22 protein-coding genes are annotated in these 23043 nt (G+C 67.5%); 16 read left to right on the top strand and 6 right to left on the bottom strand.

Translation table 11 applies throughout. The features are described from left to right. Window positions 1-225 precede the first annotated feature (225 nt). Complete coding sequence (locus RCF13_RS24020; RefSeq protein ID WP_231352642.1) at window positions 226-1722, bottom strand: aldehyde dehydrogenase; 1497 nt, start codon at window positions 1720-1722, stop codon at window positions 226-228. Between the two features lie 104 nt (window positions 1723-1826). On the opposite strand from RCF13_RS24020, the gene RCF13_RS24015 reads away from it, so the two are divergent. The 7 genes from RCF13_RS24015 to RCF13_RS23985 all read left to right on the top strand — a co-directional run bounded on the left by RCF13_RS24015 (window position 1827) and on the right by RCF13_RS23985 (window position 8553). Next, window positions 1827-3179 carry an aspartate aminotransferase family protein gene (locus RCF13_RS24015; RefSeq protein WP_134969128.1) on the top strand — a complete coding sequence of 451 codons (1353 nt, stop codon included), beginning with the start codon at window positions 1827-1829 and terminating at the stop codon, window positions 3177-3179. A 63-nt stretch (window positions 3180-3242) separates the two neighbouring features. Beyond that, the gene (locus RCF13_RS24010) at window positions 3243-4121 is read left to right on the top strand and encodes a hypothetical protein (protein WP_061478525.1); all 879 of its coding nucleotides are present in this window, start codon (window positions 3243-3245) and stop codon (window positions 4119-4121) included. 124 nt (window positions 4122-4245) lie between these two features. Next, entirely contained in the window at window positions 4246-5532 is a 1287-nt protein-coding gene (locus RCF13_RS24005) for a DUF445 family protein (RefSeq protein WP_134969127.1), read from the top strand. Between the two features lie 243 nt (window positions 5533-5775). Then, a complete protein-coding gene (locus tag RCF13_RS24000; RefSeq protein ID WP_053498676.1) occupies window positions 5776-6090 on the top strand; it encodes a DUF3649 domain-containing protein in 315 nt (104 codons plus the stop codon). Beyond that, complete coding sequence (locus tag RCF13_RS23995; RefSeq protein ID WP_231352641.1) at window positions 6087-7724, top strand: PepSY-associated TM helix domain-containing protein; 1638 nt, start codon at window positions 6087-6089, stop codon at window positions 7722-7724. Before RCF13_RS24000 ends, RCF13_RS23995 begins: the two co-directional genes overlap by 4 nt. Then, complete coding sequence (locus tag RCF13_RS23990; RefSeq protein WP_134969126.1) at window positions 7721-8050, top strand: DUF3325 domain-containing protein; 330 nt, start codon at window positions 7721-7723, stop codon at window positions 8048-8050. Before RCF13_RS23995 ends, RCF13_RS23990 begins: the two co-directional genes overlap by 4 nt. Window positions 8051-8079: 29 nt before the next feature. Beyond that, entirely contained in the window at window positions 8080-8553 is a 474-nt protein-coding gene (locus RCF13_RS23985; protein WP_231352640.1) for a hypothetical protein, read from the top strand. A 121-nt stretch (window positions 8554-8674) separates the two neighbouring features. Here RCF13_RS23985 and rlmKL read toward each other — a convergent pair whose 3' ends face one another. Together rlmKL and RCF13_RS23975 are read right to left on the bottom strand one after the other, a co-directional pair. Continuing rightward, window positions 8675-10813 carry a bifunctional 23S rRNA (guanine(2069)-N(7))-methyltransferase RlmK/23S rRNA (guanine(2445)-N(2))-methyltransferase RlmL gene (gene rlmKL, locus RCF13_RS23980; protein ID WP_061478530.1) on the bottom strand — a complete coding sequence of 713 codons (2139 nt, stop codon included), beginning with the start codon at window positions 10811-10813 and terminating at the stop codon, window positions 8675-8677. 145 nt (window positions 10814-10958) lie between these two features. After that, the gene (locus RCF13_RS23975; protein ID WP_024958728.1) at window positions 10959-11486 is read right to left on the bottom strand and encodes an alpha/beta hydrolase; all 528 of its coding nucleotides are present in this window, start codon (window positions 11484-11486) and stop codon (window positions 10959-10961) included. A gap of 72 nt (window positions 11487-11558) precedes the next feature. Here RCF13_RS23975 and RCF13_RS23970 point away from each other — a divergent pair, with 72 nt between their 5' ends. Next, window positions 11559-12125, top strand: coding sequence for an N-acetylmuramoyl-L-alanine amidase (locus RCF13_RS23970; protein WP_061478531.1), 567 nt, complete (start codon window positions 11559-11561; stop codon window positions 12123-12125). Between the two features lie 303 nt (window positions 12126-12428). Here the strand turns inward: RCF13_RS23970 and RCF13_RS23965 are convergent, their stop codons facing one another. From RCF13_RS23965 to RCF13_RS23955, 3 genes are all read right to left on the bottom strand, one after another. Further along, window positions 12429-13331, bottom strand: coding sequence for a sulfurtransferase (locus RCF13_RS23965; RefSeq protein ID WP_134969350.1), 903 nt, complete (start codon window positions 13329-13331; stop codon window positions 12429-12431). After that, window positions 13328-14131, bottom strand: coding sequence for a CoA pyrophosphatase (locus tag RCF13_RS23960; RefSeq protein ID WP_134969349.1), 804 nt, complete (start codon window positions 14129-14131; stop codon window positions 13328-13330). The genes RCF13_RS23965 and RCF13_RS23960 overlap by 4 nt, the downstream gene beginning before the upstream one ends. A gap of 144 nt (window positions 14132-14275) precedes the next feature. Beyond that, window positions 14276-14977 (bottom strand): FKBP-type peptidyl-prolyl cis-trans isomerase N-terminal domain-containing protein, encoded by a 702-nt coding sequence (locus tag RCF13_RS23955; RefSeq protein WP_005408797.1) that lies wholly within the window; start codon window positions 14975-14977, stop codon window positions 14276-14278. Between the two features lie 167 nt (window positions 14978-15144). Between RCF13_RS23955 and RCF13_RS23950 the strand changes: the two genes are divergently transcribed. The 8 genes from RCF13_RS23950 to pstA all read left to right on the top strand — a co-directional run bounded on the left by RCF13_RS23950 (window position 15145) and on the right by pstA (window position 23038). Then, window positions 15145-15927, top strand: coding sequence for an enoyl-CoA hydratase-related protein (locus RCF13_RS23950; protein ID WP_231352639.1), 783 nt, complete (start codon window positions 15145-15147; stop codon window positions 15925-15927). Between the two features lie 4 nt (window positions 15928-15931). Further along, complete coding sequence (locus RCF13_RS23945) at window positions 15932-16291, top strand: hypothetical protein (RefSeq protein ID WP_231352638.1); 360 nt, start codon at window positions 15932-15934, stop codon at window positions 16289-16291. Next, complete coding sequence (gene nth / locus RCF13_RS23940) at window positions 16291-16980, top strand: endonuclease III (RefSeq protein ID WP_134969226.1); 690 nt, start codon at window positions 16291-16293, stop codon at window positions 16978-16980. Before RCF13_RS23945 ends, nth begins: the two co-directional genes overlap by 1 nt. A 196-nt stretch (window positions 16981-17176) precedes the next feature. Next, window positions 17177-18388: an OprO/OprP family phosphate-selective porin gene (locus RCF13_RS23935; protein WP_049411264.1), complete on the top strand. Its 1212-nt coding sequence runs from the start codon at window positions 17177-17179 to the stop codon at window positions 18386-18388. 222 nt (window positions 18389-18610) lie between these two features. Beyond that, window positions 18611-19627 (top strand): phosphate ABC transporter substrate-binding protein PstS, encoded by a 1017-nt coding sequence (gene pstS, locus RCF13_RS23930; RefSeq protein WP_005415897.1) that lies wholly within the window; start codon window positions 18611-18613, stop codon window positions 19625-19627. A 408-nt stretch (window positions 19628-20035) separates the two neighbouring features. After that, window positions 20036-21124 (top strand): phosphate ABC transporter substrate-binding protein PstS, encoded by a 1089-nt coding sequence (gene pstS, locus RCF13_RS23925; RefSeq protein WP_061478537.1) that lies wholly within the window; start codon window positions 20036-20038, stop codon window positions 21122-21124. A gap of 82 nt (window positions 21125-21206) precedes the next feature. Then, window positions 21207-22175: a phosphate ABC transporter permease subunit PstC gene (pstC, locus tag RCF13_RS23920; protein WP_134969225.1), complete on the top strand. Its 969-nt coding sequence runs from the start codon at window positions 21207-21209 to the stop codon at window positions 22173-22175. Next, window positions 22175-23038: a phosphate ABC transporter permease PstA gene (gene pstA, locus RCF13_RS23915; RefSeq protein WP_005415894.1), complete on the top strand. Its 864-nt coding sequence runs from the start codon at window positions 22175-22177 to the stop codon at window positions 23036-23038. The genes pstC and pstA overlap by 1 nt, the downstream gene beginning before the upstream one ends. Window positions 23039-23043: the final 5 nt, after the last annotated feature.

Genomic DNA, 23043 nt, shown 5'->3' with positions numbered 1-23043 from the left:
GAAATGGCAGATCGCCCGATTCTGCCACGGGCTGGCGGCGGTACGGCACGATGGTTTCAGCCGACACCGATGCCAACGAGGCGGCAGGCGCCTGTAACGTCGAGCCATGCTCGACGGTTCTTCGCGAGATGCAGCCGAGCATGGCTCGGCTCCACGGAAGAACGAACGGCAGTCGAGCATCGCTCGACTCTACAGAGAGCGAACAGCCGTCCAGCAATCGCGTCGTTACAACTGGATCCAGGTGGCCTTGATCTCGCTGTACTTGTCGAACGCATGCAGCGATTTGTCGCGCCCGTTGCCGGACTGCTTGTAGCCACCGAACGGAGCGGTCATGTCCCCGCCATCCCAGCCGTTCACCCAGATGCTGCCGGCGCGCAGCTGGCGCGCGACGCGGTGGGCCCGCCCCAGGTCCCGCGTCCACAGGCCGGCGGCCAGGCCGTAGCGGCTGTCATTGGCCACGCGCACCGCTTCGGCCTCGTCTTCGAACCCCAGCACGGCCAGCACCGGCCCGAACACTTCCTCGCGCGCCAGTGCCTGCTCCGGGCGCACCTGGTCGAACACGGTGGGCTGGACGTAGCTGCCGCCGGCTTCCACTTCGGCGCGCCGCCCACCCAGCAGCAACCGGGCGCCCTCGCCTTCGGCGCGCGCGATATCGTCCATCACCTTGTCCAGGTGCGCGGCATCCACCAGCGCGCCCATCGGCGCATCGGGGTCCAATGGATGGCGGGGGTGCATGTGCTGGCCATAGGCAACCACCTGATTCACGAAATCCTCGCGGATCGAACGCTGTACCAGAAGCCGCGAACCTGCGGTACAGACCTCGCCCTGGTTGAAGAAGATACCCTGTGCCACCGCCTTCGCGGCGGCGTCCAGATCAGGGGCGTCGGCGAACACCACATGCGGGCTCTTGCCGCCACACTCCAGCCAGACCCGCTTGAGGTTGGATCGCCCTGAACACTGCAGCAGCTTCGCGCCCGTGGCGGTGGAGCCGGTGAAGGCGAGCACGTCCACATCCATGTGCAGGGCCAACGGCTCACCGACGCGCGCACCGTACCCCGGCAGCACGTTCAGCACGCCCTCTGGCAGGCCCGCCTCGGCCGCAAGTGCGGCCAGCCGCAGCGCACTCAGCGGTGACCGCTCGGACGGCTTGAGCACCACCGAGTTGCCCATGGCCAATGCAGGCGCGATCTTCCAGCAGGCCATCAGCAGCGGAAAGTTCCACGGAACGATCGCGGCCACGACCCCGGCGGCCTCGCGCGTGACCAGTCCCAGTTCGTGCGGGCCGGTCGGCGCGATCTCGCCGTACAGCTTGTCCACGGCCTCGGCGGTCCAGCGCAGGCAGCGCACCGCGCCTGGCAGGTCGATGCGGCGCGCATCACGCACCGGCTTGCCCATGTCCAGGGTTTCCAGCAGGGCCAGCTCGTCGGCGTGCTTTTCCACCAACGCCGCCAAGGCCAGCAGCACGCGTTTGCGATGGGACGGGCTTGCCTGCGACCAGTGCCCCGCCTCGAAGCTGCGCCGCGCGGCCATTACCGCGCGCTCCACGTCCTGCGCGTCGCAGTCGGCGACCGCCCCCAGTACGCGACCGTCGATCGGGCTGACGCAGTCGAAACGGGCGCCGCTGGCTGCATCGACATAGCGGCCATCGATGAAGGCCTGGCCTGGCATCGACAGCTGGAGGGCCAGCACCTGCCAATGGCTGCGGTCGGGAAAATCGACCATGGGAAGCTCCAGCATTCAACGAACCTTGGTTATACCGGGGTCACCGCGACTCCGCCGTGACGTGGCTGCGCTACATTCATCGCATCGGACCCGATGGAGCTGGCATGAAGCGTTCCGCGAGCGACCTGCACGACCTGGCCACACAGCGCCCCGAGTCACTGGACGCTTACTGGATGCCATTCACCGCCAATCGCCAGTACAAGGCGGCACCACGCATGCTGGTCCGCGCCGAAGGCATGCACTACGAAGACATCGATGGCCGACAGATCCTTGACGGCACCGCCGGCCTGTGGTGCTGCAACGCCGGCCACGCGCGACCGCGCATCGTCGAGGCCATCGCCGGGCAGGCACGCACGCTCGACTACTCGCCCGCTTTCCAGATGGGCTCGCCGCCGGCCTTCGCGCTTGCACAGCGGCTGGCCGCACTGGCTCCGGCCCCGCTCAACCATGTGTTCTTCACCAGCTCCGGCTCGGAGGCGGTGGATACCGCGATGAAGATCGTGCTGGCTTACCACCGCCAGCGTGGCGAGGGCCAGCGCACGCGCTTCATCAGCCGCGAGAAGGCGTATCACGGCGTCGGTTTCGGTGGCATGGCACTGGGCGGTCTGCCCAGCAACCACAGGGCGTTCGGCCTGCAGCTGGGGGGCGTGGACTATCTGCGCCACACCCTGGACCTGCAGCGCAACGCGTTCAGCAAGGGCCTGCCGCGCCAGGGCGCGGAGCTGGCCGACGACCTGGAACGGCTGATCGCGCTGCATGACGCCTCGACGATTGCCGCCGTCTTCGTCGAGCCCATCGCCGGCTCCGCCGGGGTGATCCTGCCCGCGCCCGGATACCTGCAGCGCCTGCGCGAATTGTGCGACCACCACGGCATCCTGCTGGTGTTCGATGAGGTCATCACCGGTTTCGGCCGGGTCGGCATGCCCTTCGCCGCACAGCGCTTCGGGGTCACCCCGGACCTGCTGACCTTTGCCAAGGCGGTCAGCAACGGCGCGGTGCCGCTGGGCGGCGTGCTGGCCAGCGACGCCGTGCATGCCACGCTGATGCAGGCCCCGCCGCAGGCCATCGAGCTGTTCCACGGCTATACCTACTCGGGGCACCCGCTGGCCTGCGCCGCAGCGCTGGCAACACTGGACGTCTACGCCGAGGAGCGCCTGTTCGAGCGCGCCATCGAACTGGGCGAGTACTGGCAGGAACGGCTGCACGCGCTGCAGGGCCTGCCCAACGTGATCGACATCCGCAACTTCGGCCTGGTCGGTGCGGTCGAGCTGGCGCCGCGCCGCGATGCACCTGGCAGCCGCGGCTACGAGGTGTTCCGGCGCTGCTTCCACGACGGCCGGCTGCTGGTGCGCTGTACCGGTGACATCATCGCGCTGTCGCCGCCGCTGATCGTGGACAAGGCACAGATCGACCAGATCACCGGCACCCTGGGTGAGATGATCGGGGCCACCGCCTGAGCCCGGGCCGGTGGTGGCGAGCGGGTACAATGGGCGGTTCCGCTCCTGCTCGCTGCCGTGCCCATGGATATCGTCGTCAAAGAAGAACTCAAGGCCTACATCGACCCGCTGACCGCGGACGAACATGACGCGCTGGAGCGCAGCATCCTGGCCGAAGGCTGCCGCGATGCGCTGGTGCTGTGGGGTAATGTGCTGGTCGATGGTCACAACCGTTTCGGCATCTGCCAGAAGCATGGCCTGCCCTTCAACACCGTGCAGAACACGCGCTTCCAGAGCATGGAAGACGTGCACCTGTGGATGATCGAGCAGCATCTGGGCCGCCGCAGCGTGTCCGATTTCCAGCGCGGTGTGCTGGCGCTGCGCAAGCGCGACATCCTGGCCGCCCGCAAGCAGGTCGAGCAGGCGCAGCTGCAGCGCGAGAGCGACGGTACCGCCGAGATTGCCGATGAGGCGGGCGAAGACAGCCCGCCGTGGGAGCCGGCACCGAAGCTCAGCCGCGCCGAGCTGGCCCGCGAAGCCAAGCTGAGTACCAGCCAGGTCGGCATGATCGAGCGCATCCACGCCCAGGCTGCCCCCGAAGTGGTGGAGGCAGTGAAGGCCGGCGTGATCTCGATCAGCGCCGCTGCAGCCGTGGCCGACCTGCCCGAAGAGGAGCAGCGCGCCGCCGCCGCCGGTGGCAAGGACGAGCTGAAGCAGGCGGCCAAGCGCGTGCGCGAATCCAAACGCAAGCCGCGCGCGCCGAAGCCGGACGCGGCCGAGATGGACTTCGAGGAGCCCAGCGAGGACGAGATCGCCAGCCGCGACGCCGAAGTGCTGTTGGCGCTGGAACAGCTGGGCGAGGATGCCCCGGCCCTACGCCGCCGCGTGGTCGCGTTGACCCGCGAGAACGACACCCTGCGCGCCCAGCTGGCCGCGCTGCGCAAGCAACTGGAAGCGCTTTAAAAAGGCGCGAACCTCTCATGTAGAGCCGGGCCCATGCCCGGCTGCGGTTTGCCGCACGCAAGGCAGCCGAGCATGGGCTCGGCTCTACAGGCAGGCATCACCGGGCTGCGGTTAGACTCGTGCAATGACGCCTGCCCACGATCCGCGCCGCGCCCAGCTGCGGCGCCTGAAAGCCCTCGCACTGGGCCTGCTGCTGTTGATGCTGGCCGGATTCGCGGTCAGCCATTGGCACGGCGAACGCGGCATCTGGGCCTGGGTTTCGGCCTTCTGCGAGGCCGCTGCGGTCGGCGCGCTGGCCGACTGGTTCGCAGTCGTTGCGCTGTTCCGGCGGCCAATGGGCCTGCCGATTCCGCACACCGCGATCATCCCGCGCAGCAAGGAGCGCATCGGCGACAGCCTGGCGCTGTTCGTGCGCGACCAGTTCCTGGAGCCAGGTGTGCTGCTGGCCAAGCTGCAGGTGTTCGATCCGGCCAGCCGTCTCGGCAGCTGGCTGTCCGACCCGGCACGCTCGCGGATGCTGGCCGACATGGCCCGCAGCTGGGCGCTGCAGGCACTGGATTTCTTCGACGAAACCGCGGTACGCCGGCAACTGCACGCCTTCGTGGTGCAGCAGCTGCGGCAGTGGAATGCCGCTGCCACCGCCGGTGAACTGCTGGCCCTGCTGACCGCCGATGGACGCCACCAGCGCGTGCTGGACGAGGGCCTGCAGCGGCTGGGGCGCTGGCTGGAGCAGCCGGAGGTGAAGGAACGCGCCTCGCAGCTGATCGTGCGCTACATCCAGCGCGAATGGCCGACGCTGTCGAGCACGGTGAACTGGGTCAAGCCGATCGACGAGATCGGCGACAGCCTGGCCGAGCGCCTGGCGCGGGCGGTGCTGGAAGAACTGCAACAGGTGCTGGCCGAGCCGCAGCATCCGCTGCGCCAGGACTATGAGACCTGGCTGCAGAACTACGTGCAGCGCCTGCGCGAAGACCCGGCGCTGGCCGAGCGCATCGAACAGCTCAAGCAGGACATGATCGACCACCCCGCCCTGCAGGACTACGTGCAGGGGCTGTGGGCGCGCATCCATGCCAGCCTGCGCGCCGACCTGCAACGCGAGGACTCGGCACTGGTCGGCCACCTGCAGCGCAGCCTGGCGTCGCTGGGCAGCAGCCTGCAGGCCGACCCGGCCCTGCGCGAGGCCCTCAACCAGCACCTGCTGGAAGGTGCGCAGCGCCTGACCGGGCGCCTGCGCGAGGGCGTGACCACGCATATCGCGCAGACCGTGAAGGGCTGGGACGAGCGGCACCTGGTCGAGCAACTGGAACTGAGCGTGGGTCGCGACCTGCAGTTCATCCGCTTCAACGGCACCCTGGTGGGCGGGTTGATCGGCCTGCTGCTGCATGCGGCAACCGTGGTGTTCAGGTTCTAGCCCCGGCCAACGCCCACGATCAGCACGCTTGATTCATAAAATGCGAATACATATCATTTACTGATCGGTTGTACGCTTAGCCAAACGGGCACGAAGACGTGCCCATCGCCCGTGTACTGCCCCGACTTCTGGGCTGCCCGTCTGCGCGGGCAGTGCTTCGTCGATGGGACACGCTGGGCGACATGCGCAGGGCGCAAGGGGGCCGCGGACGCGTTCCATCCCTTCTCCTACCTCAGGAACGCCGTGGACCGCTCGCCCACCCCCGCCAGCCCCCGCACCTTGTTCTCCAACCCGCGCTGGGGCGTGCTGTCACGCGCTTTGGCCGCGATTTTCGGCGGCTATGCGCTGGCCTCGATGACCAGCGTGTTCTGCGCGGTGGCGTTGCCCGGCGCGCGCGGCCAGACCGTGCTGACCGGCATGCTGCTGGCCATTGTGGTGGCTGCCTGCGCGGCGCTGTGGGCCTTCGCCACCCGCAGCGCGCTGCGGGCCTGGGTCGGCATCCTCGCCCCCGCCCTGCTGATGGCGGCGGTCGCACGCCTGTTGGGAGCCTGGGCATGAAGAACGGATTCCGCCAGTCGATGGCCTGGCTGCATACCTGGACGGGCCTGCTGGTCGGCTGGTTGCTGCTGCTGATCTTCATGGCCGGCACGGCCAGCTACTACCGCGAGGAAATCAGTCGCTGGATGCGCCCGGAGCTGCCGTCCAGCAACGTCAGCATCGACGTGGCCGCGCAGCGCGCGGTGGCCTACCTGCAGGCCAATGCGAGCCACGCCGAGAACTGGTTCGTCACCCTGCCGCAGCCGCGCAACCCGGCCATGCAGCTGTTCTGGCGGCTGCCACCGGAACTGGCCGACCCCAGTCGTGGCCGTCGCGGTGGCTTCGGCGACGCCACGCTCGACCCGAACACCGGCCAGGCATTGAAGGCGCGCGAGACCCGTGGCGGCGACTTCTTCTACCGCCTGCACTTCGACCTGCACTACATCCCGGTGTACTGGGCGCGCTACCTGGTCGGGTTCTGCGCGATGTTCATGCTGGTGGCGATCATCACCGGCGTCATCACCCACAAGAAAATCTTCAAGGACTTCTTCACCTTCCGCAAGGACAAGGGCCTGCGGTCCTGGCTGGATTTCCACAACGTCAGCGCGGTGATGGCCCTGCCGTACCACGCGATGATCACCTACACCGGCATCGTCACTCTGATGATCATGTACCTGCCGTGGGGGGTGAAAGTCGCCTACCCGCAGGACGAGGACAAGTTCTTCAGCGAAGCCTTCGGCGGCATGCCAGAGGTGACCGCGCCGGCACAAGGCCGCGCCACGCCGCTGCCGATCGCACAGCTGCTGGACAGCGCGCGTGCACACTGGCACGGCGTGGAAGTGGCCGGCTTCACCGTGTCCAACCCGGGCGCTGCCAATGCGGTGATCGACATCCGCCAACGCGACGGCAGGCGTTTGTCCACCGACACCCCGGCGCTGCGCTACAACATGGTCAACGGTGCGCTGCTGGAAGAGACGCCGCCGTCCGGCGGCGCCACCGCCACCCGTGGCGTGCTGTATGGCCTGCACCTGGCGCGCTTCGCCGACTGGGGCCTGCGCGCACTGTTCTTCCTGTCCGGCCTGGTCGGCTGCCTGATGGTCGCCAGCGGCGTGGTGCTGTGGGCGGTGAAGGAGCGTCCCAGGCATGCCAAGAACGGGCGTACCGGATTCGGCCTGCGCCTGGTCGATGCGCTGAACATCGGCACCGTGGCCGGCCTGCCGATCGCCTTCGCGGCGTACTTCTGGGGCAACCGCCTGCTGCCGCTGCAGATCGCCGAGCGCTCCAGTGCCGAGGCCAACGTGTTCTTCTACGCCTGGGGCGGCGCGCTGCTGGCCGCCTTCATCTGGCCGAAGCGGATGATGTGGGCGTGGCAGCTGTACCTGGGTGCGGCCGCGTTCGCACTGGTGCCGGTGGTCAATGCGCTGACCACGCACGCGCATCTGGGCATCACACTGCGCAGCGGCGACTGGGTACTGGCCGGCATCGATCTTTCGATGATCGCGTTCGGCGCGATGCTGGCGCTGTGCGGCTGGCGCATGCAGCGCTGGACGCCACCGCTGAGTGCGGCCGAGAAGAAGAAACGTGCGGCCGCTGCGGCTGCGCCGAAGGCATCGGTGAACACTGCAGAAGCGGCCGAAGCGGAGGCCAGCGCATGATGCTGCTGGCACTGGCGCTGTCGTTCTCTGCGTTCACCGCGCTGTCGCTGTCGATGGAAAAGCACCAGCACGACCTGCATGGCAAGGCCGCGGCCGCACCCGCACGGCGGATGCAGTGGCGGGTGCTGGGCTGGGCGCTGCTGGCGGCGGCGTTCGCACTGTGCGTGGCCGACCAAGGCTGGGCGATGGGCCCGGTGCTGTGGCTGGGGGCAATGACCCTGGCCGGCGTGACGCTGTCGTTCGGGTTGTATCCGTATCGTCCAACATGGATTGCGCCGCTGGCGATCGCGCTGCCGGTGCTGGGGTTGGTGCTGGAATTGCTGTAGCCGCAGGACGGGGACAGCGGCATCCTCGCATGGCGTGGATCTACAATGCCCGTATGGATAGCATGCTGCAGCGGATGTCTGGAATCGGCTTTTTTTCCCGGTTGGGTGAAACACTGCCCATAACGGCCGGCGTCGTCGCCGTTCGGTCGCTGGCCGAAGCACTGCGGACCATCGATACCGATGGTTTCGAATGGATGCCCACGACACTGGGCGATTCGGATCCGTTTCACGCCGCCCTGCCCCATCCCGCCGAACTCGCCGACGCCCGACGCGAACTCAACCGCACGTTGATGCGCGCGGTTTCGGCACTGGATCTGCCGGCACTGCGCTGTGGTGCACATGACCTGCAGCTGGTGGCGCGCGATGGGGCGATGTTCGCCTTCCGGCAACGCCTGCTGGAGATGCATCTCGGCCTGCCGGCACACTGGGAGCCTGTGCTTGCGCTGTACGAACAGGGCCATTGGCCCCTGGCCCATGCGCCGGGGCGATTGTTGGTGCTTTAGGCCGATCCACGCATGGCGTGGATCTACGGACCAGATGCGGTAATGCCGGTCGCTGGCCGGCATCCCGCAGACCTTCCACGGTTCTGACGCAGTTGCCGGCCAGCGGCCGGCACTACCGGGCTTACCCCAACCGCTTCAGTTCCCACGCGCGGTGGATGCGCGCGTTGCGCTCGAAGTCCGGACCAATCGTGCGTGCGGTGATCTCGCGGCACTGGGCGAACTCGGCGATGGCGTTCTCTTCCAGCTTGAAGCGGCGGAAGTTGTTGGAGAAGTACAGCACGCCACCCGGTGCCAGCCGCGCCACCGCCGCACGCAGCAGCTTCAGTTGTTCGCGCTGCACGTCGAAGTCGTCGGCGCGTGCGGAGTTGGAGAAAGTCGGCGGGTCACAGAAGATCACGTCGTACTGGCCACGGTCGCCTTCCAGCCAGGCCATCGCGTCGGCCTGGACCAGCAGGTGCTGGTTGCCCCCCTGTCCGTTCAACGCCAGGTTGTCGTAGCACCATTGCAGGTAGGTAGCCGACAGGTCGACGCTGGTCGTGCTGGCGGCACCCGCCACGGCGGCCTGCACGCTGGCCACGCCGGTGTAGCAGAACAGGTTCAGGAAACGCTTGCCACGCACCTGCTCGGCCATCATCCGGCGCAGCGGGCGGTGGTCAAGGAACAGGCCGGTATCGAGGTAGTCGAACAGGTTCACCTGCAGCAGCGCGTTGTTCTCTCGCACCACGATGAACTCGTCGCGCTGCTCGAAGCGGCCGTACTTGCTGCCGCCCTTGCCGCGCTCGCGCGATTTCATCGACACCTGCTCCGGCGGCACGCCGAATACTTCGCGCGCGGCGGCCAGCAGCTCATTGCGGCGGCGGCGCACGTCGTTCTCGGGAATCGCCGCCGGTGCCGCATATTCCTGCACATGCAGGAAGGTACGCCGCCTGCCACCCTCTTCCTCGTAGACGTCGATGGCCGCCGCGTACTCCGGCAGGTCGGCGTCGTAGGCGCGGAAGCAGGTGATGTCCTCGCGGGCACGCCAGCTCTTGAACTTCTTCAGGTTCTTGCGCAGGCGGTTGGCCACCATCTGCGCGCCTTCGCTCAGCTCGCGGGGCTGTGCCGGATCACGGCCTGGCACAGCGATCGGATCGCAGACGATCAGCGCGCATTCCAGCGCACCGTTGAACATCTGGTACTTCTTGCTGGCGCGCAGGCCGGTGGCAAAGGCCAGTTCGTCATTGCCACACAGCAGGCTGGCGCGCCACTGCGGCACCGCCTTCTGCAAGGCATTGCCCAGTGCACGATACAACGCCGGATCGGCGGCCAGGCGCTCGTCGTACGGCGGGTTGCAGACCACCGCACCGATCTCCTGTTCCGGCGCGGCCAGGTCGGCGACATCGGCGCGGGTGAAACGGATCGCGTGGGCGACGCCGGCGACCTCGGCATTCTCGCGGGCCGCCTGGATCGCAGCCGGGTCGATGTCGCTGCCGTGGATGACCGGCTTCAGCGCGGCCAGGCCGGCCGCTTCGCGCTCACGTGCTTCGCTCTGGATGGACTTCCAGGCCGCCTTGTCGAAGCCCAGCCAACGGCTCGGCGGCAGGCTGCCATGCCGCATCAGGCCTGGAGCAACGTCGGCGGCCATCAGCGCGCCTTCGATCAGCAGCGTGCCGCTGCCACACATCGGGTCCAGCAGCCCACCGCCGGCGGCATGCAGGCGCGGCCATTGCGCGCGCAGCAGCAGCGCGGCGGCCAGGTTTTCCTTCAGCGGCGCCTCGTGGGCGGCACCGCGCCAGCCGCGGCGATGCAGCGGGCCACCGCCGAGGTCGATCGACAGCGAGGCGCGGCCCTTGCGCAGCGAGAGGTTGACGCGCACGTCGGGCAGATCGGTATTGACCGAGGGCCGCTCCAGGCCTTCGTCGCGCATGCGGTCGACGATCGCATCCTTGATCCGCTGCGCGGCGAAGCGTGCATGGGTGATCTTGTCGCCGGACACGTGCGCATCCACCGCCAGGGTCATCTCCGGCGAGATGTGCTCGTGCCACGGCAGTGCACGCACGCCGTCATACAGGGCCTGCTCGTCCGGGCAGTCGAACTCGTCGATCGGCCACAGCACCCGGCTGGCCAGGCGCGACCACATCACGATCCGCAGCGCCTGCGCCAGTTCGCCGTCGGCGTTGACGCCGGCAATGGTGGCGGTGGCCTTGCCAAGGCCCAGGGCCGACAGTTCATCGGCAAGCAGGTATTCCAGGCCCTTGGCGCAGGAGACGAAGAATTTCACGGGATCGGTTCGCAGGTGGTCGGGCGCGGCACAGGGGCCGGGCCGGTCGGAAAGGAGGGCCGTAGGCACGGCCGGCAGGCCCGCGCCGGGGGCGGCGGGGCTGCCATTGTAGTCAATGCGGGCGGGCGCGCCGTGCGCCCTGGCTTCACAGTTGCCGCAGCAGGCGCTCGAAGGCCTGCGCGGAGGCCTCCACGTGGCGCTCCAGGCGGTGACCGTCGTCAACCAGCAGCAACTGCGCCGAACGCGCCTGCGCCCAGGCAATCACGCCGGCAGCCGGTACCACATCGTCATGCCAGGCCTGCACCACCGTGGTCGGCACCGCAGCGGCGTCCAGCGCCGGCATCGGGCCCATGGTGGTCGGTGGCACCATCAGGAACAGGCCGGCTACCGGCACCTGCAGCGAGGCGATGGCGGAGATGTAGGCGCCCAGGCTGGAGCCGGCCAGCACCACCGGCCCCTGACGGGCCGCGATGGCGGCGCGTTCAACCAGACGGCGCAGGCGGGTCGGCACGTCGCCCACCCGGCTGACCTCGCTCATCGCGTCCAGGTCGGTGTAGTCGGGGCGCTCGTGGGTCCAGCCCAGGCGTTGCGCCACCTCGGCCAGCGCGGTGACCTTGGTCGCCTCCGGGCCGCTCTCGAAGCCATGGGAGAGGATGCAGTGGCCGCGGCTCATGCGCGTGCTCCGTGGGCGCGGGCCGGCGAGGAAAAGGAAGGCAGGTTCATGCCGCAATGCTAGCATCGCCGGATGCCCAACCCGCTCCTGCCCGGCCTGCAGCTGCAGCCCCTGCCCTATCACGACCGACTGCCGCTGCGGGATCCCGCCTCGCTGGAAATGGTAGTGATCCACTGCACCGAGCTGCCCGATCTGGCGATGGCCCGCGAGTACGGCGAGCGCGTGCTGTACGACAGCGGCGCCGGCAACAGCGGGCACTTCTACATCGACCGCGATGGCAGCGTGGTGCAGTACGTGGCGCCGGAACGCGTGGCCCATCACGTGCGCGGCATGAACGCGCATACGCTGGGCATCGAGCTGGTCAACCGCGGGCGCTATCCGGACTGGTTCGACAGCCGCCACCAGGCAATGGATGAGGCCTACACCGAGCCACAGCTGGAAGCGCTGGAGCGGCTGCTGCTGGCGCTGGTGGCGCGCTATCCGTCGCTGCGGCGGATTGCCGGGCACGACCAGCTGGATCTGGAGCAAATGCCGGCCAGCGATGATCCGACGCTGAGGGTGGCACGCAAGCGCGATCCGGGGCCCTTGTTCCCGTGGGCGCGGGTGCTGGCGAAGGTGCCGCTGCAGGGGTTGGAGTAAGCAGCAGGGCTGCGCCCTGCACCTGCAGAGGCAACGTCAACGTCAAGAGCTGGCATTCCGAGGGATGGCGGGGTGGATCCGATTGCGGGGGACGCCGTAAAGCCATCCATGGCGGCTTGGCCGCGGCATCCATGCCGCGGACACCCCCGCAACCGGACCCACCCCGCCTTCGACAGATCTCCGCGATCCTTCGAATCGACACGGGGTCGGCTCCCGTTGCTGCGCAACGGGCTCTGACCCCGATTTTCGGTTGATGGGGTCAGAGCCGTTTTCCGTTGGAAAACGGATCCGCCCCCGCGCGGCTCAGGCGCCGGTCGCCACCGGGCGGCTGCTGTCGCTCACCCAACCACTCCAGGAATCGGCATAGATGCGTGCGCCGCTCAGGCCGGCCGTTTCCATCGCCAGCAGCAGGTGGCAGGCGGTCACGCCGGAACCGCACATCAGCACCACCTGCTGCGGATCGCGGTTGCCGATCACGCCCTGCAGTTCGGCGCGCAGCTCCTGTGCGTCGCGCAGGCGGCCGTCGAGTACGTTCAATGCGAACGGGCGGTTGACCGCGCCCGGCACATGCCCGGCCACCGGGTCCAGCGGCTCCACTTCACCACGGAAGCGTTCACCCGCGCGCGCGTCGACCAGCCAGCCCGGTGCATGCTTCAGCCGCGCGGTGATTTCATCGGCGTTGGCGATCTGGGTGGTGTCGAAACGGCCTGGGTAATCAGGCAACGCGTTCACCCCAGCCTGGCCGCTTTCCAACGCGTGGCCGGCGGCCTGCCACGCGGCGATGCCGCCGTCGAGTACGGCCACCTTGCTGTGACCGATCAGGCGCAGCAGCCACCACAGGCGCGAGGCGGCCATGCTGCCGTCGCTGCCATCGTAGACCACGACCTGGGTGTCGGGGCCGATGCCCCACTGCCCCAGCTTCGCAGCAAAGGCATCGCTGTCCGGCAATGGATGGCGACCATGGCCGACGCGGCTGAGATCGGACAGATCACGGTTGAGATCGGCATGCACCGCAGTCGGGATATGCCCTGCCAGGTACTGGCCGCCCGCAGCCTGCGGGTCGGCCAGCGAAGCACGCGCATCGACCACGCGCACGGCGGTACTGGCGGTGGCGCGCGCGTCGACCACCCGCACGCCGTCGCCCAGCGCAGCGGCAAGGGTGGCGACATCGACCAGGGTGGTCCACGGCGGATCGATCGGCTTCATTGCACTTGCTCCAGGCGGCGACGCAGGTTGTAGAGAATGGCGGCGGTCGCGCCCCAGATGCGCTGGCCCGGCCAGCCATACTCAAGGACGTGGCGAACCCGGCCGCGATGATTGATTTCGACCTGGCGCAGGCTGTCGGGCGCCATCAGGTAATCCAGTGGCACCTCGAATACCTCGGCCACTTCACTGGGCTGCGGCACCGGCACGAACTCCGGATCGACCACCGCCACCACCGGCGTGACCCGGTAGCCGGTGATCGTCACGAAGGGATCGAGATACCCCAGCGCCTGCACCTGGCCGGGCGCCAATGCGATTTCTTCCTGGCTCTCGCGCAGCGCGGCCGCCAGCGCGTCGCGGTCATCGGGTTCGGTGCGGCCACCGGGGAATCCGACCTGGCCACCATGGGTGCGCAGTGTTTCGGTGCGACGGGTGAGGATCACCTGTGCGCCGTTGGCGCGCGGCACGATGCCGGCCAGCACCGCAGCCTCCACCGGAGGCCCGGGCGGCAGCAGGTCGGACAGCTCACTGCGGTTCCAGCCGTCGCCCGCAGGTGGTTGGGCCAAGGGGTGCAGCGCGCGCATCAGTCGCTCGTGGTCGGCCAGCGAGCCACGCAGCGATTGCTGCAGTTGTTCGCGCAGGGGCTGCACGCGATGCAGGATGCGGCTGCGTTCCTCGTTGCTCATCGACGACCACCGCACGATCTCATCGATATGCCGCCCGCAGCCGGTGCATTGCCGGTGCGGATCCAGCGTGCACACTCCGATGCAGGGACTTGCGACAACACGCGCCGTTTCTTCCATTGTTTGCACCCGCCAACAGTAGCGCGATCGGGCTGAATTTGCGCGGGACGATACGACGCCCATGGCGCAGCGCTACAGGTCGCGCACTGCGCAAACAAAAACGCGCCGGTGGGGTCACCGGCGCGTTTGGTTTGCTGCTTCGATTTACTTGACGCTGACCAGCTTGATCTCGAACTGCACAGCCACGTTCGGCGGGAACGGGGTGCGCGGATCGGCACCGTAGGCCTGGTCCGGCGGCAGGGTGACTTCCCACTTCGAGCCTGCCGGCATCTGCAGCAGGGTCTCGCGCATGGCCTTCATTTCGACTTCGCTGACCTTGATCGACGGGATCTGCTGGGCCGGGCGCGCTTCGGTCGGGCGCTGGCCGTACGGGAACGGACCGGCCACTTCCAGCTGCACGGTGCTGGCCTGGGTCGGCTTGGCGCCCTTGCCGGCCTCGATCACGCGGTACTGGACGCCGCTCGGCAGGGACTGCACGCCGGCCTTGGCCTTGTTCGCCGCGATGAACTGGTCGCTCTTGGTCTTGTTTTCGGCAGCCGCCTTTTCGTACTCGGCCTTGGCGGCCTGGGCACGGCCCTGCTCGCGCTTCTGGAACGCTTCAACGGCCGGCTTCAGCTGCTCGGCGGTGATCGCCGGCTGCTTCTTGGCGTAGGCATCCTGCAGGCCCTTCACCACCGAGTTGATGTCCAGCTGCTCACCACGACCGGTCAGCTCCGCCAGGTTGTTGCCGTAGTCGTAACCGAAGTAGTAGCTCAGCTTGCCCTTTTCGGACGAGACGTCCTGGGCGAAGGCATTGCCCGTCAGGGCCAGGGCCGCGACGGCGACCGCGATAGAACGCAACTTCATCAAACAGTTCTCCAGGGGTGGTAACTCAGGGACGTTCTGCGCCGCCCTGAGGCGACGGGTTAGGATAACGGGCGCAACGTGTAACCGCTACTCACGATGCAGGCTATGACCCGTCTGCGTTTGCAGAGTTCAATATCACTTTTTTTTAACGTTCCAGGAGTTTCCCCGTGGCCGATGCCCTGATCGCTGTCGCTGACGACGGCGCCATCCGCACCGTGACCGTCCAGCGCCCGGACAAGCTCAATGCCCTCAACGCCGCGACCCTGCAGGCCCTGGCCGGCGCTTTCAGCGACGCCGCCGCCGATCCGGAGGTGCGCGTCGTGGTATTGACCGGGGCGGGCCCCAAGGCGTTCGTGGCCGGTGCCGACATCGCGGAAATGAACACTCTCAGCGCCGTTCAGGGACGTGATTTCTCGCTGCTGGGCCAGGCCCTGATGCGCCAGATCGAGCGCATGCCCAAGCCGGTCATCGCACGCGTGAATGGTTTCGCACTGGGCGGTGGCCTGGAACTGGCGATGGCCTGCCACCTGCGCATCGCCGCAGATACCGCCAAGGTCGGCCAACCGGAAATCAACCTCGGCCTGATCCCCGGCTTCGGCGGCAGCCAGCGCCTGCTGCGCCTGTGCGGCCGCGCCGCTACCCTGGAGCTGTGCCTGCTGGGAGCGCCGATCAACGCCGCGCGAGCGCTGGAACTGGGCATCGTCAACGAGGTCGTGCCGGCCGACGCGCTGGACGACCGCGTGCAGGACGTCGCCCGCCAGCTGGCGCGCTCGGCGCCGCTGGCCCTGCGTGGCCTGCTCGACGCGGTGCACGTGGGCGGCGAATGCAGCCTGGAGGCCGGGCTGGAATACGAAAGTGCGCAGTTCGGCCTGCTGTTCGCCACCGAGGACATGCGCGAAGGCACCAGCGCCTTCCTGCAACGCCGCGCGCCGGCCTTCCAGAACCGCTGACGCCATGGCATCCCGACCCAACCCCGCGCAGTTGTTCGCCCGGGTCCAGGCAGACGATCTCGATGGCGCCCTGCAGGCCGGGCTGATGGACTACGTCGTCCGTGCCGGCGACGACCGGTTGCTGCCCGACCACCCCGACCTTCCGCAACGCCTGTGCCAGGCCCAGCAGCAACTGCGCGCGGCCTGGGCTGCACGCGAACGCCACCGCGCCCGTGCGGTGCGCCTGGCCCGCCGCGAGGCCGAGCGCGATGCACGCCGCACCCCGGCACCCGCCCCGGACGTGAAGCCCGCCCTGCCCGCTGCGGCAGCCGCGATTCTGGCCCGGGCCAAGGCCCGCGCCCGCGCCCGCGGCAAGGAACAGTAATGGCCACCACGAAGAAGACCGCACGCGCCCCGGCGCGGCGTGGCGGCACGATGCCACGCGCCGACGTGGTGGAGATGTTCACCCGCCTGCGCGAACTCAACCCGCACCCGAAGACCGAACTGGAGTACAGCTCGCCGTTTGAGCTGCTGGTAGCGGTGGCCTTGTCGGCGCAGGCCACCGACGTCGGCGTCAACAAGGCCACGCGCCGCCTGTTCCCGGTCGCCAACACGCCGGCGAAGATCCTTGCGCTCGGCGAGGATGGCCTGAAGCAGTACATCGCCACCATCGGGCTGTTCAACGCCAAGGCAAAGAACGTGATCGCTACCTGCGCGATCCTGCTGGAGAAGCATGGCGGTGAAGTGCCGCGCGATCGCGACGCGCTGGAAGCACTGCCGGGTGTCGGGCGCAAGACCGCCAACGTGGTGCTCAACACCGCGTTCGGCGAGCCGGTGATGGCGGTGGACACGCATATCTTCCGCGTCGCCAACCGCACAGGACTGGCGCCGGGCCGGAACGTGCGCGAAGTGGAAGACAAGCTGGTGAAGGTGATTCCGGCCGAGTTCCTGCTCGACGCGCATCACTGGCTGATCCTGCACGGACGTTATGTGTGCAAGGCGCGCAAGCCGGATTGCCCGGGCTGCGTGATCGCCGACCTGTGCCGGTTCAAGGAAAAGACCACGGCCGAGTGACGCCAGCATCCACGCAGGGCGTGGATCTACTGCAACCGGGTCGCAATCCGGGCGTCATACGCAAGCGGTTTCAATGGCAGGCCCTGCCGTGACGGGGCCTGCGGCGGATGTCTGCCGCGCGTGAACTGTCACATTTACGCAATCTTTACCTTCTAGCCTGCGCGCATCTTCCCACCTGCCTGCAAGGCTCCTCTCCATGAAACTGCATCACCAACTCCTGACGGTGGCCGTGGCTGCTGCGCTCTATGTGCCGGCTGCACACGCCGAAGTCGCCATCGACGTGATCGGCGGTTCGGAAATCACCTTCGAAGGCCTGGTCCAGGCCGACGGCAACTGGTTCCACAACGATGTGGTCGACCTCAACGGTGGCGACGCCGGCAACGGCAAGAACAGCGAATTCGAACTGCGTCGCGCCGAGCTGGTGCTGAAGGGCAAGGGCCCGGGCAACGTGGAGTGGGTGGTCGGCTATGACGCCAAGGCCGACAAGTTCCTCGACACCAACGTGAAGTACAAGCTGCTGGGCAACGCCAACCACTTCCTGCAGCTGGGCCAGTTCAAGCAGCCCAACAGCCTGGAAGAACTGTCCAGCACCAAGAACAACGATTTCATTTCCAAGGCAGCGGTCACCAATACCTATGCCATCGCCCGCCGCCTGGGCGGCGCGTACAGCTACGGCCAGGACAACTGGTCGGTGACCGCCAGCGCCTTCGGTCGCGAGCTGACCCGCAACCTGGCCCACGGCAGCGGCTACGGCGCGCGTGGCACCTGGGCCCCGATCAATGAAAAGGGCCAGGTCCTGCACTTCGGTCTGAGCTACGTCAACTACGACGCCGACGCCGACACCCTGCGCGTGCGCGCGCGTCCGAATGCCGACCTCGCCACTGCCCGCCTGGTCGACAGCGGCAACCTGACCGACACCGACCGCGTCAGCACCATCGGTGCCGAAGCGATGTACTTCCAGGGCCCGTTCAAGGCCCAGGCCGAGTACTACACCAGCAAGGCCAAGCGCTACGACCACGACAACTACACCAGCGACGGCTACTACATCAGCGGCGTGTGGAACGTCACCGGCGAGACCTGGAGCTACAAGGGCGGCACTCCGGGCACCGGCCTGCCGAACAACCCGGCCGGCGGCCAGTGGCAGCTGGGCGTGCGCTACGACCACATGGACCTCAATGACGGCAACCTCGCCGCCAATCCGGTCGCCGGTCGCCCGCCGATCGTCGATGGCGTGCTGGGTGGCAAGATGGACATCTGGACCGTGGGCGCCAACTGGTACCTGCGTTCCAACTTCAAGCTGATGCTCAACTACGTGATGGTTGACAGCAAGAAGTACAGCTCCACGGCGCGCGGTTTCGTCAACGACGATCCCAACATCCTGGAAGCCCGCGCGCAGTTCTTCTGGTAAGTCCAGCCACCTGCATTGAACCGCGAAGGCACGGCCCCGGCCGTGCCTTCGTCGTTGCAGCGGTACGCGTGCCGCCCTGCCGGCACAGCGGACGTGACATCCCTCATGACGCGTGTCACGCCCGCGTCATATGACAGACGCGGACGTGTCACGCAACCGTTATGGAATGTGCACCGAAACGTCGGGCAACCGCCCTTCGACCACCACCCCAGGAGTCTCCCCGTGATCCACGCCTTCAAATCGCGCGCCGCTGTCGCCATCCTGGCTGCATCGTCCGTGTTCGCCGCCAACGCCGCCGACATCACCGGCGCGGGTGCATCGTTCATCTACCCGGTCATGTCCAAGTGGTCGGCCGACTACAGCGCCGCAACCGGCAACAAGGTCAACTACCAGTCCATCGGTTCCGGCGGCGGTATTGCCCAGATCAAGGCCAAGACCGTTGATTTCGGCTCTTCCGACGCGCCGCTGAAGCCGGAAGACCTGGCTGCTGCAGGCCTGGCGCAGTTCCCGTCGGTGATCGGTGGCGTGGTGCCGGTAGTCAACGTGGCCGGCATCGCTCCGGGCGCCCTGAAGCTGGACGGCGCCGTGCTGGCCAACATCTTCCTGGGCAAGATCAAGACCTGGAACGACCCGGCCATCGCCGCACTGAACCCGGGCGTGACCCTGCCCAACGCCAAGGTCACCGTCGTGCATCGTTCGGACGGCTCGGGCACCACCTTCAACTTCGTCAACTACCTGTCCAAGGTCAGCCCGGAGTGGAAGAGCTCGGTCGGTGAAGGCACCTCGGTGCAGTGGCCGGCCGGCATCGGCGGCAAGGGCAACGAAGGTGTTGCCGCCTACGTGAAGCAGATCAAGGGCGGCATCGGCTATGTCGAACTGTCCTACGCGCTGCAGAACAAGCTCTCCTACACGGCGATGAAGAATGCCGCCGGCAAGTTCGTGCAGCCGAGCGACACCTCGTTCGCTGCCGCCGCTGCCAGCGCCGACTGGGCCAACGCCCGCGACTTCTACCTGGTGATGACCAATGCGCCGGGCGCCGAGTCCTGGCCGATCACCGCCACCAACTTCATCCTGGTGCAGAAGACGCCGAAGAATGCTGCCAATGGCAAGGCGACCCAGGAGTTCTTCCGCTGGGTCTACAAGAACGGCGACGCCCAGGCCCGCCAGCTGGACTACGTGCCGCTGCCGGACAGCCTGGTGCGCCAGATCGAGACCTACTGGTCGCAGAACCTGAAGTAAGCGCGTTCCCCCGCAGGAACGGGGGCGGCGGGTCCTCTCTCCCCCGCCGCTCCCACCCGGGCGCGAGATCCTCGAGATCTCGCGCTCTTCTTGTTTTCGGGGATGCACCTGCCTCTGTAGAGCCGAGCCGACGCTCGGCTGCGCTCTGGAGCGTGCGGACCAACGGTCCGCACCTACCGTGGGCAGGGAGCTGTCGCGCATTGACACTGCAAGGACCAACCCGCCGTCATATCGGTGCGCAGATCCGGGGTTTCCGGGCCCCGGCCGGATCGGCGCCAGCCCTGTGAAACCCTTGTCAGAACGTGATCCAGTACACCTCTGTCATGGTCGTAATACGGCTGTAACAAAAACATCATTTCATAGCCGCATCCGCCGACCGCGTCGGCTCTTCCCCGCTATGGAGTGACCATGAAACTGCACTCGGCCGGCCTTGCCGCCCTTTCCCTGGCCATCGCCCTGGGCCTGTCGGCCTGCGGTGGCGACAAGCAGGCCGCGCAGCAGCCGGCTACCGACGGTACCGCCGCTCCGGCCGCCGCCGGTGCCAAGGTGACCGCCGAAGTGTCCGGCGCGGGCGCGTCCTTCATCTTCCCGCTGGTCTCCAAGTGGTCGGCTGACTACAACGCCAGCACCGGCGCCAAGATCAACTACCAGTCGATCGGCTCCGGCGGCGGCATCGCCCAGATCAAGGCCGGGACCGTCGACTTCGGTTCGTCCGACAAGCCGCTGAGCAGCGAAGAGCTGGCCCAGGCCGGCCTGGCGCAGTTCCCGTCGGCCATCGGCGGCGTGGTGCCGGTGGTCAACATCGAAGGCCTGGAAGCCGGCAAGCTGCGCCTGAGCGGCGCCCTGCTGGCCGACATCTTCCTGGGCAAGGTCAAGACCTGGAACGACCCGGCGATCGTCGCCGCCAACCCGGGCGTGAAGCTGCCGGACGGCAAGATCACCCTGGTCCACCGTTCGGACGGTTCGGGCACCACCTTCAACTTCTCCAACTACCTGTCCAAGGTCAGCCCGGAGTGGAAGAGCAAGGTCGGCGAAGGCACCTCGGTGCAGTGGCCGGACGGCGTCGGTGGCAAGGGCAATGAAGGCGTTGCCTCCTACGTGAAGCAGATCAAGGGCTCGATCGGCTACGTCGAACTGGCCTATGCCCTGCAGAACGGCATGCCGTACACCGCCATGCAGAACGCCGCCGGCAACTGGGTCGAGCCGAGCGCGGAAACCTTCGCCGCTGCGGCCGCCAGCGCCGACTGGGCCAGCGCCAAGGACTTCAACCTGGTCATCACCAACGCCCCGGGCGAGCAGGCGTGGCCGATCACCGCCACCAACTTCATGCTGATGCAGAAGCAGCCGAAGGACGCCAAGCGCAACCAGGACACCCTGGCCTTCTTCAAGTGGGCCTTCGAGAACGGCCAGGCCCAGGCCAACGAGCTTCACTACGTGCCGCTGCCGGCCGAACTGGTCAAGCAGATCGAGGCCTACTGGGCGACCGACCTGAAGTGATGGACTCGACGGTGCCCGCCCCGCGCGGGCACCGCTTGTTCCACGCCGTGCCGCCCCGCCCCTTCCTGGCCCAGCCGTCCCCATGAATGCCATCGCCCAGCCTGTAGCCGCCCCGTCCACGCGTGATACGCGTGATGCCCGCAACGACACACTGTTCCGATGGGTGCTGGTCGGCACCGTCATCTTCGTACTGATCGCCCTGGCCTGCGCCGCGCTGTCGATGCTGTGGGGCGGTCGCCATGCCCTGCAGATGCAGGGGCTGAGCTTCTTCTTCTCCGCCGACTGGAATCCGGTCGAAAACAAGTTCGGCGCCCTCGCCCCGATCTACGGCACCCTGGTCACCGCCGTCATCGCGATGGTCATCGCCGTGCCGGTCAGCTTCGGCATCGCCTTCTTCCTCACCGAAGTCGCGCCGCGCTGGCTGCGTGGCCCGGTCGGTACCGCCATCGAACTGCTGGCCGGCATCCCCTCGATCATCTACGGCATGTGGGGCCTGTTCGTGCTGGTGCCGGTGATGACCGAGTACGTCACCCCGTTCCTCAACGAGACCCTGGGCGAATGGCCGGTCATCGGCCCGATGTTCCAGGGCCCGCCGCTGGGCATCGGCATGCTCACCGCCGGTTTCGTGCTGGCCATCATGGTCATTCCGTTCATTTCCTCGGTGATGCGCGAGGTGTTCCTGACCGTGCCCACCCGCCTGAAGGAATCGGCCTATGCGTTGGGCTCCACCAAGTGGGAAGTGAGCTGGGACATCGTCCTGCCCTACACCCGCTCGGCGGTCATCGGCGGCATCTTCCTCGGCCTGGGCCGCGCGCTGGGCGAAACGATGGCGGTGGCCTTCGTGATCGGCAACAGCGTGCGCCTGTCGCCGTCGCTGCTGGAACCGGGCACCACCATCGCCGCGCTGATCGCCAATGATTTCGGCGAAGCCACTGAAACCTACCGTTCGGCCCTGCTGCTGCTCGGCTTCGTCCTCTTCATCGTCACCTTCGTGGTGCTGGCCATCGCCCGCCTGATGCTGATGCGCCTGTCCCGCAAGGAGGGCAACTGATGTCCACCACCGCTGATTCGCTGTACCTGCGCCGCCGCATCGGCAACGTCGTTGCGATCACTGCGTCCTGCGCCACCGCCCTGTTCGGCCTGTTCTTCCTGGGCTGGATCCTGTTCACCCTGGCGGCCAAGGGCCTGGCCGGCATCAACTGGGATCTGTTCACCAAGATGACCCCGCCGCCGATGCAGGACGGCGGCCTCGCCAACGCCTTCTTCGGCAGTGCCGTGATGTGTGCACTGGCCATCGGCATCGGCACCCCGCTGGGCGTGCTGGCCGGTACCTGGCTGGCCGAGTATGGCAACGCCCGCAAGGCCGGCACCGTGGTCCGCTTCGTCAACGACATCCTGCTGTCGGCCCCGTCCATCGTGCTGGGCCTGTTCGTCTACACGCTGTACGTGATGCAGACCGGGGGCAACTTCTCGGCATTCGCCGGCGCCCTGTCGCTGGCCTTCATCGTGCTGCCGGTGGTGGTACGCACCACCGACGAGATGCTGCGCCTGGTGCCCTCGCAGATGCGCGAAGCGGCCCTGTCGCTGGGCATCCCGCAGTGGAAGGTGATCGTGCAGGTGCTGTACCGCAGTGCCTCGGCCGGCATCATCACCGGCATCCTGCTGGCGCTGGCCCGCATCTCCGGCGAGACCGCTCCGCTGCTGTTCACCGCCTTCGGCAACCAGTACTGGAACAACAACATTTTCCAGCCGATGGCTTCGGTGCCGGTGGTGATGAACCAGTTCGCCGGCAGCCCGTATGAATCCTGGCAGGTACTGGCCTGGGCCGGTGCCCTGGTGCTGACTGTCTTCGTGCTGCTGGTCAGCCTCGCCGCCCGCGGCATCCTGCTGCGCAACCGTATCTCCCATGACTGACCTTT

This window comes from Stenotrophomonas maltophilia group sp. RNC7 (assembly GCF_030910085.1).
In the GTDB taxonomy this organism is placed as follows: Bacteria; Pseudomonadota; Gammaproteobacteria; order Xanthomonadales; family Xanthomonadaceae; genus Stenotrophomonas; species Stenotrophomonas sepilia.
This window is presented reverse-complemented; position numbering and strand designations above follow the sequence as displayed.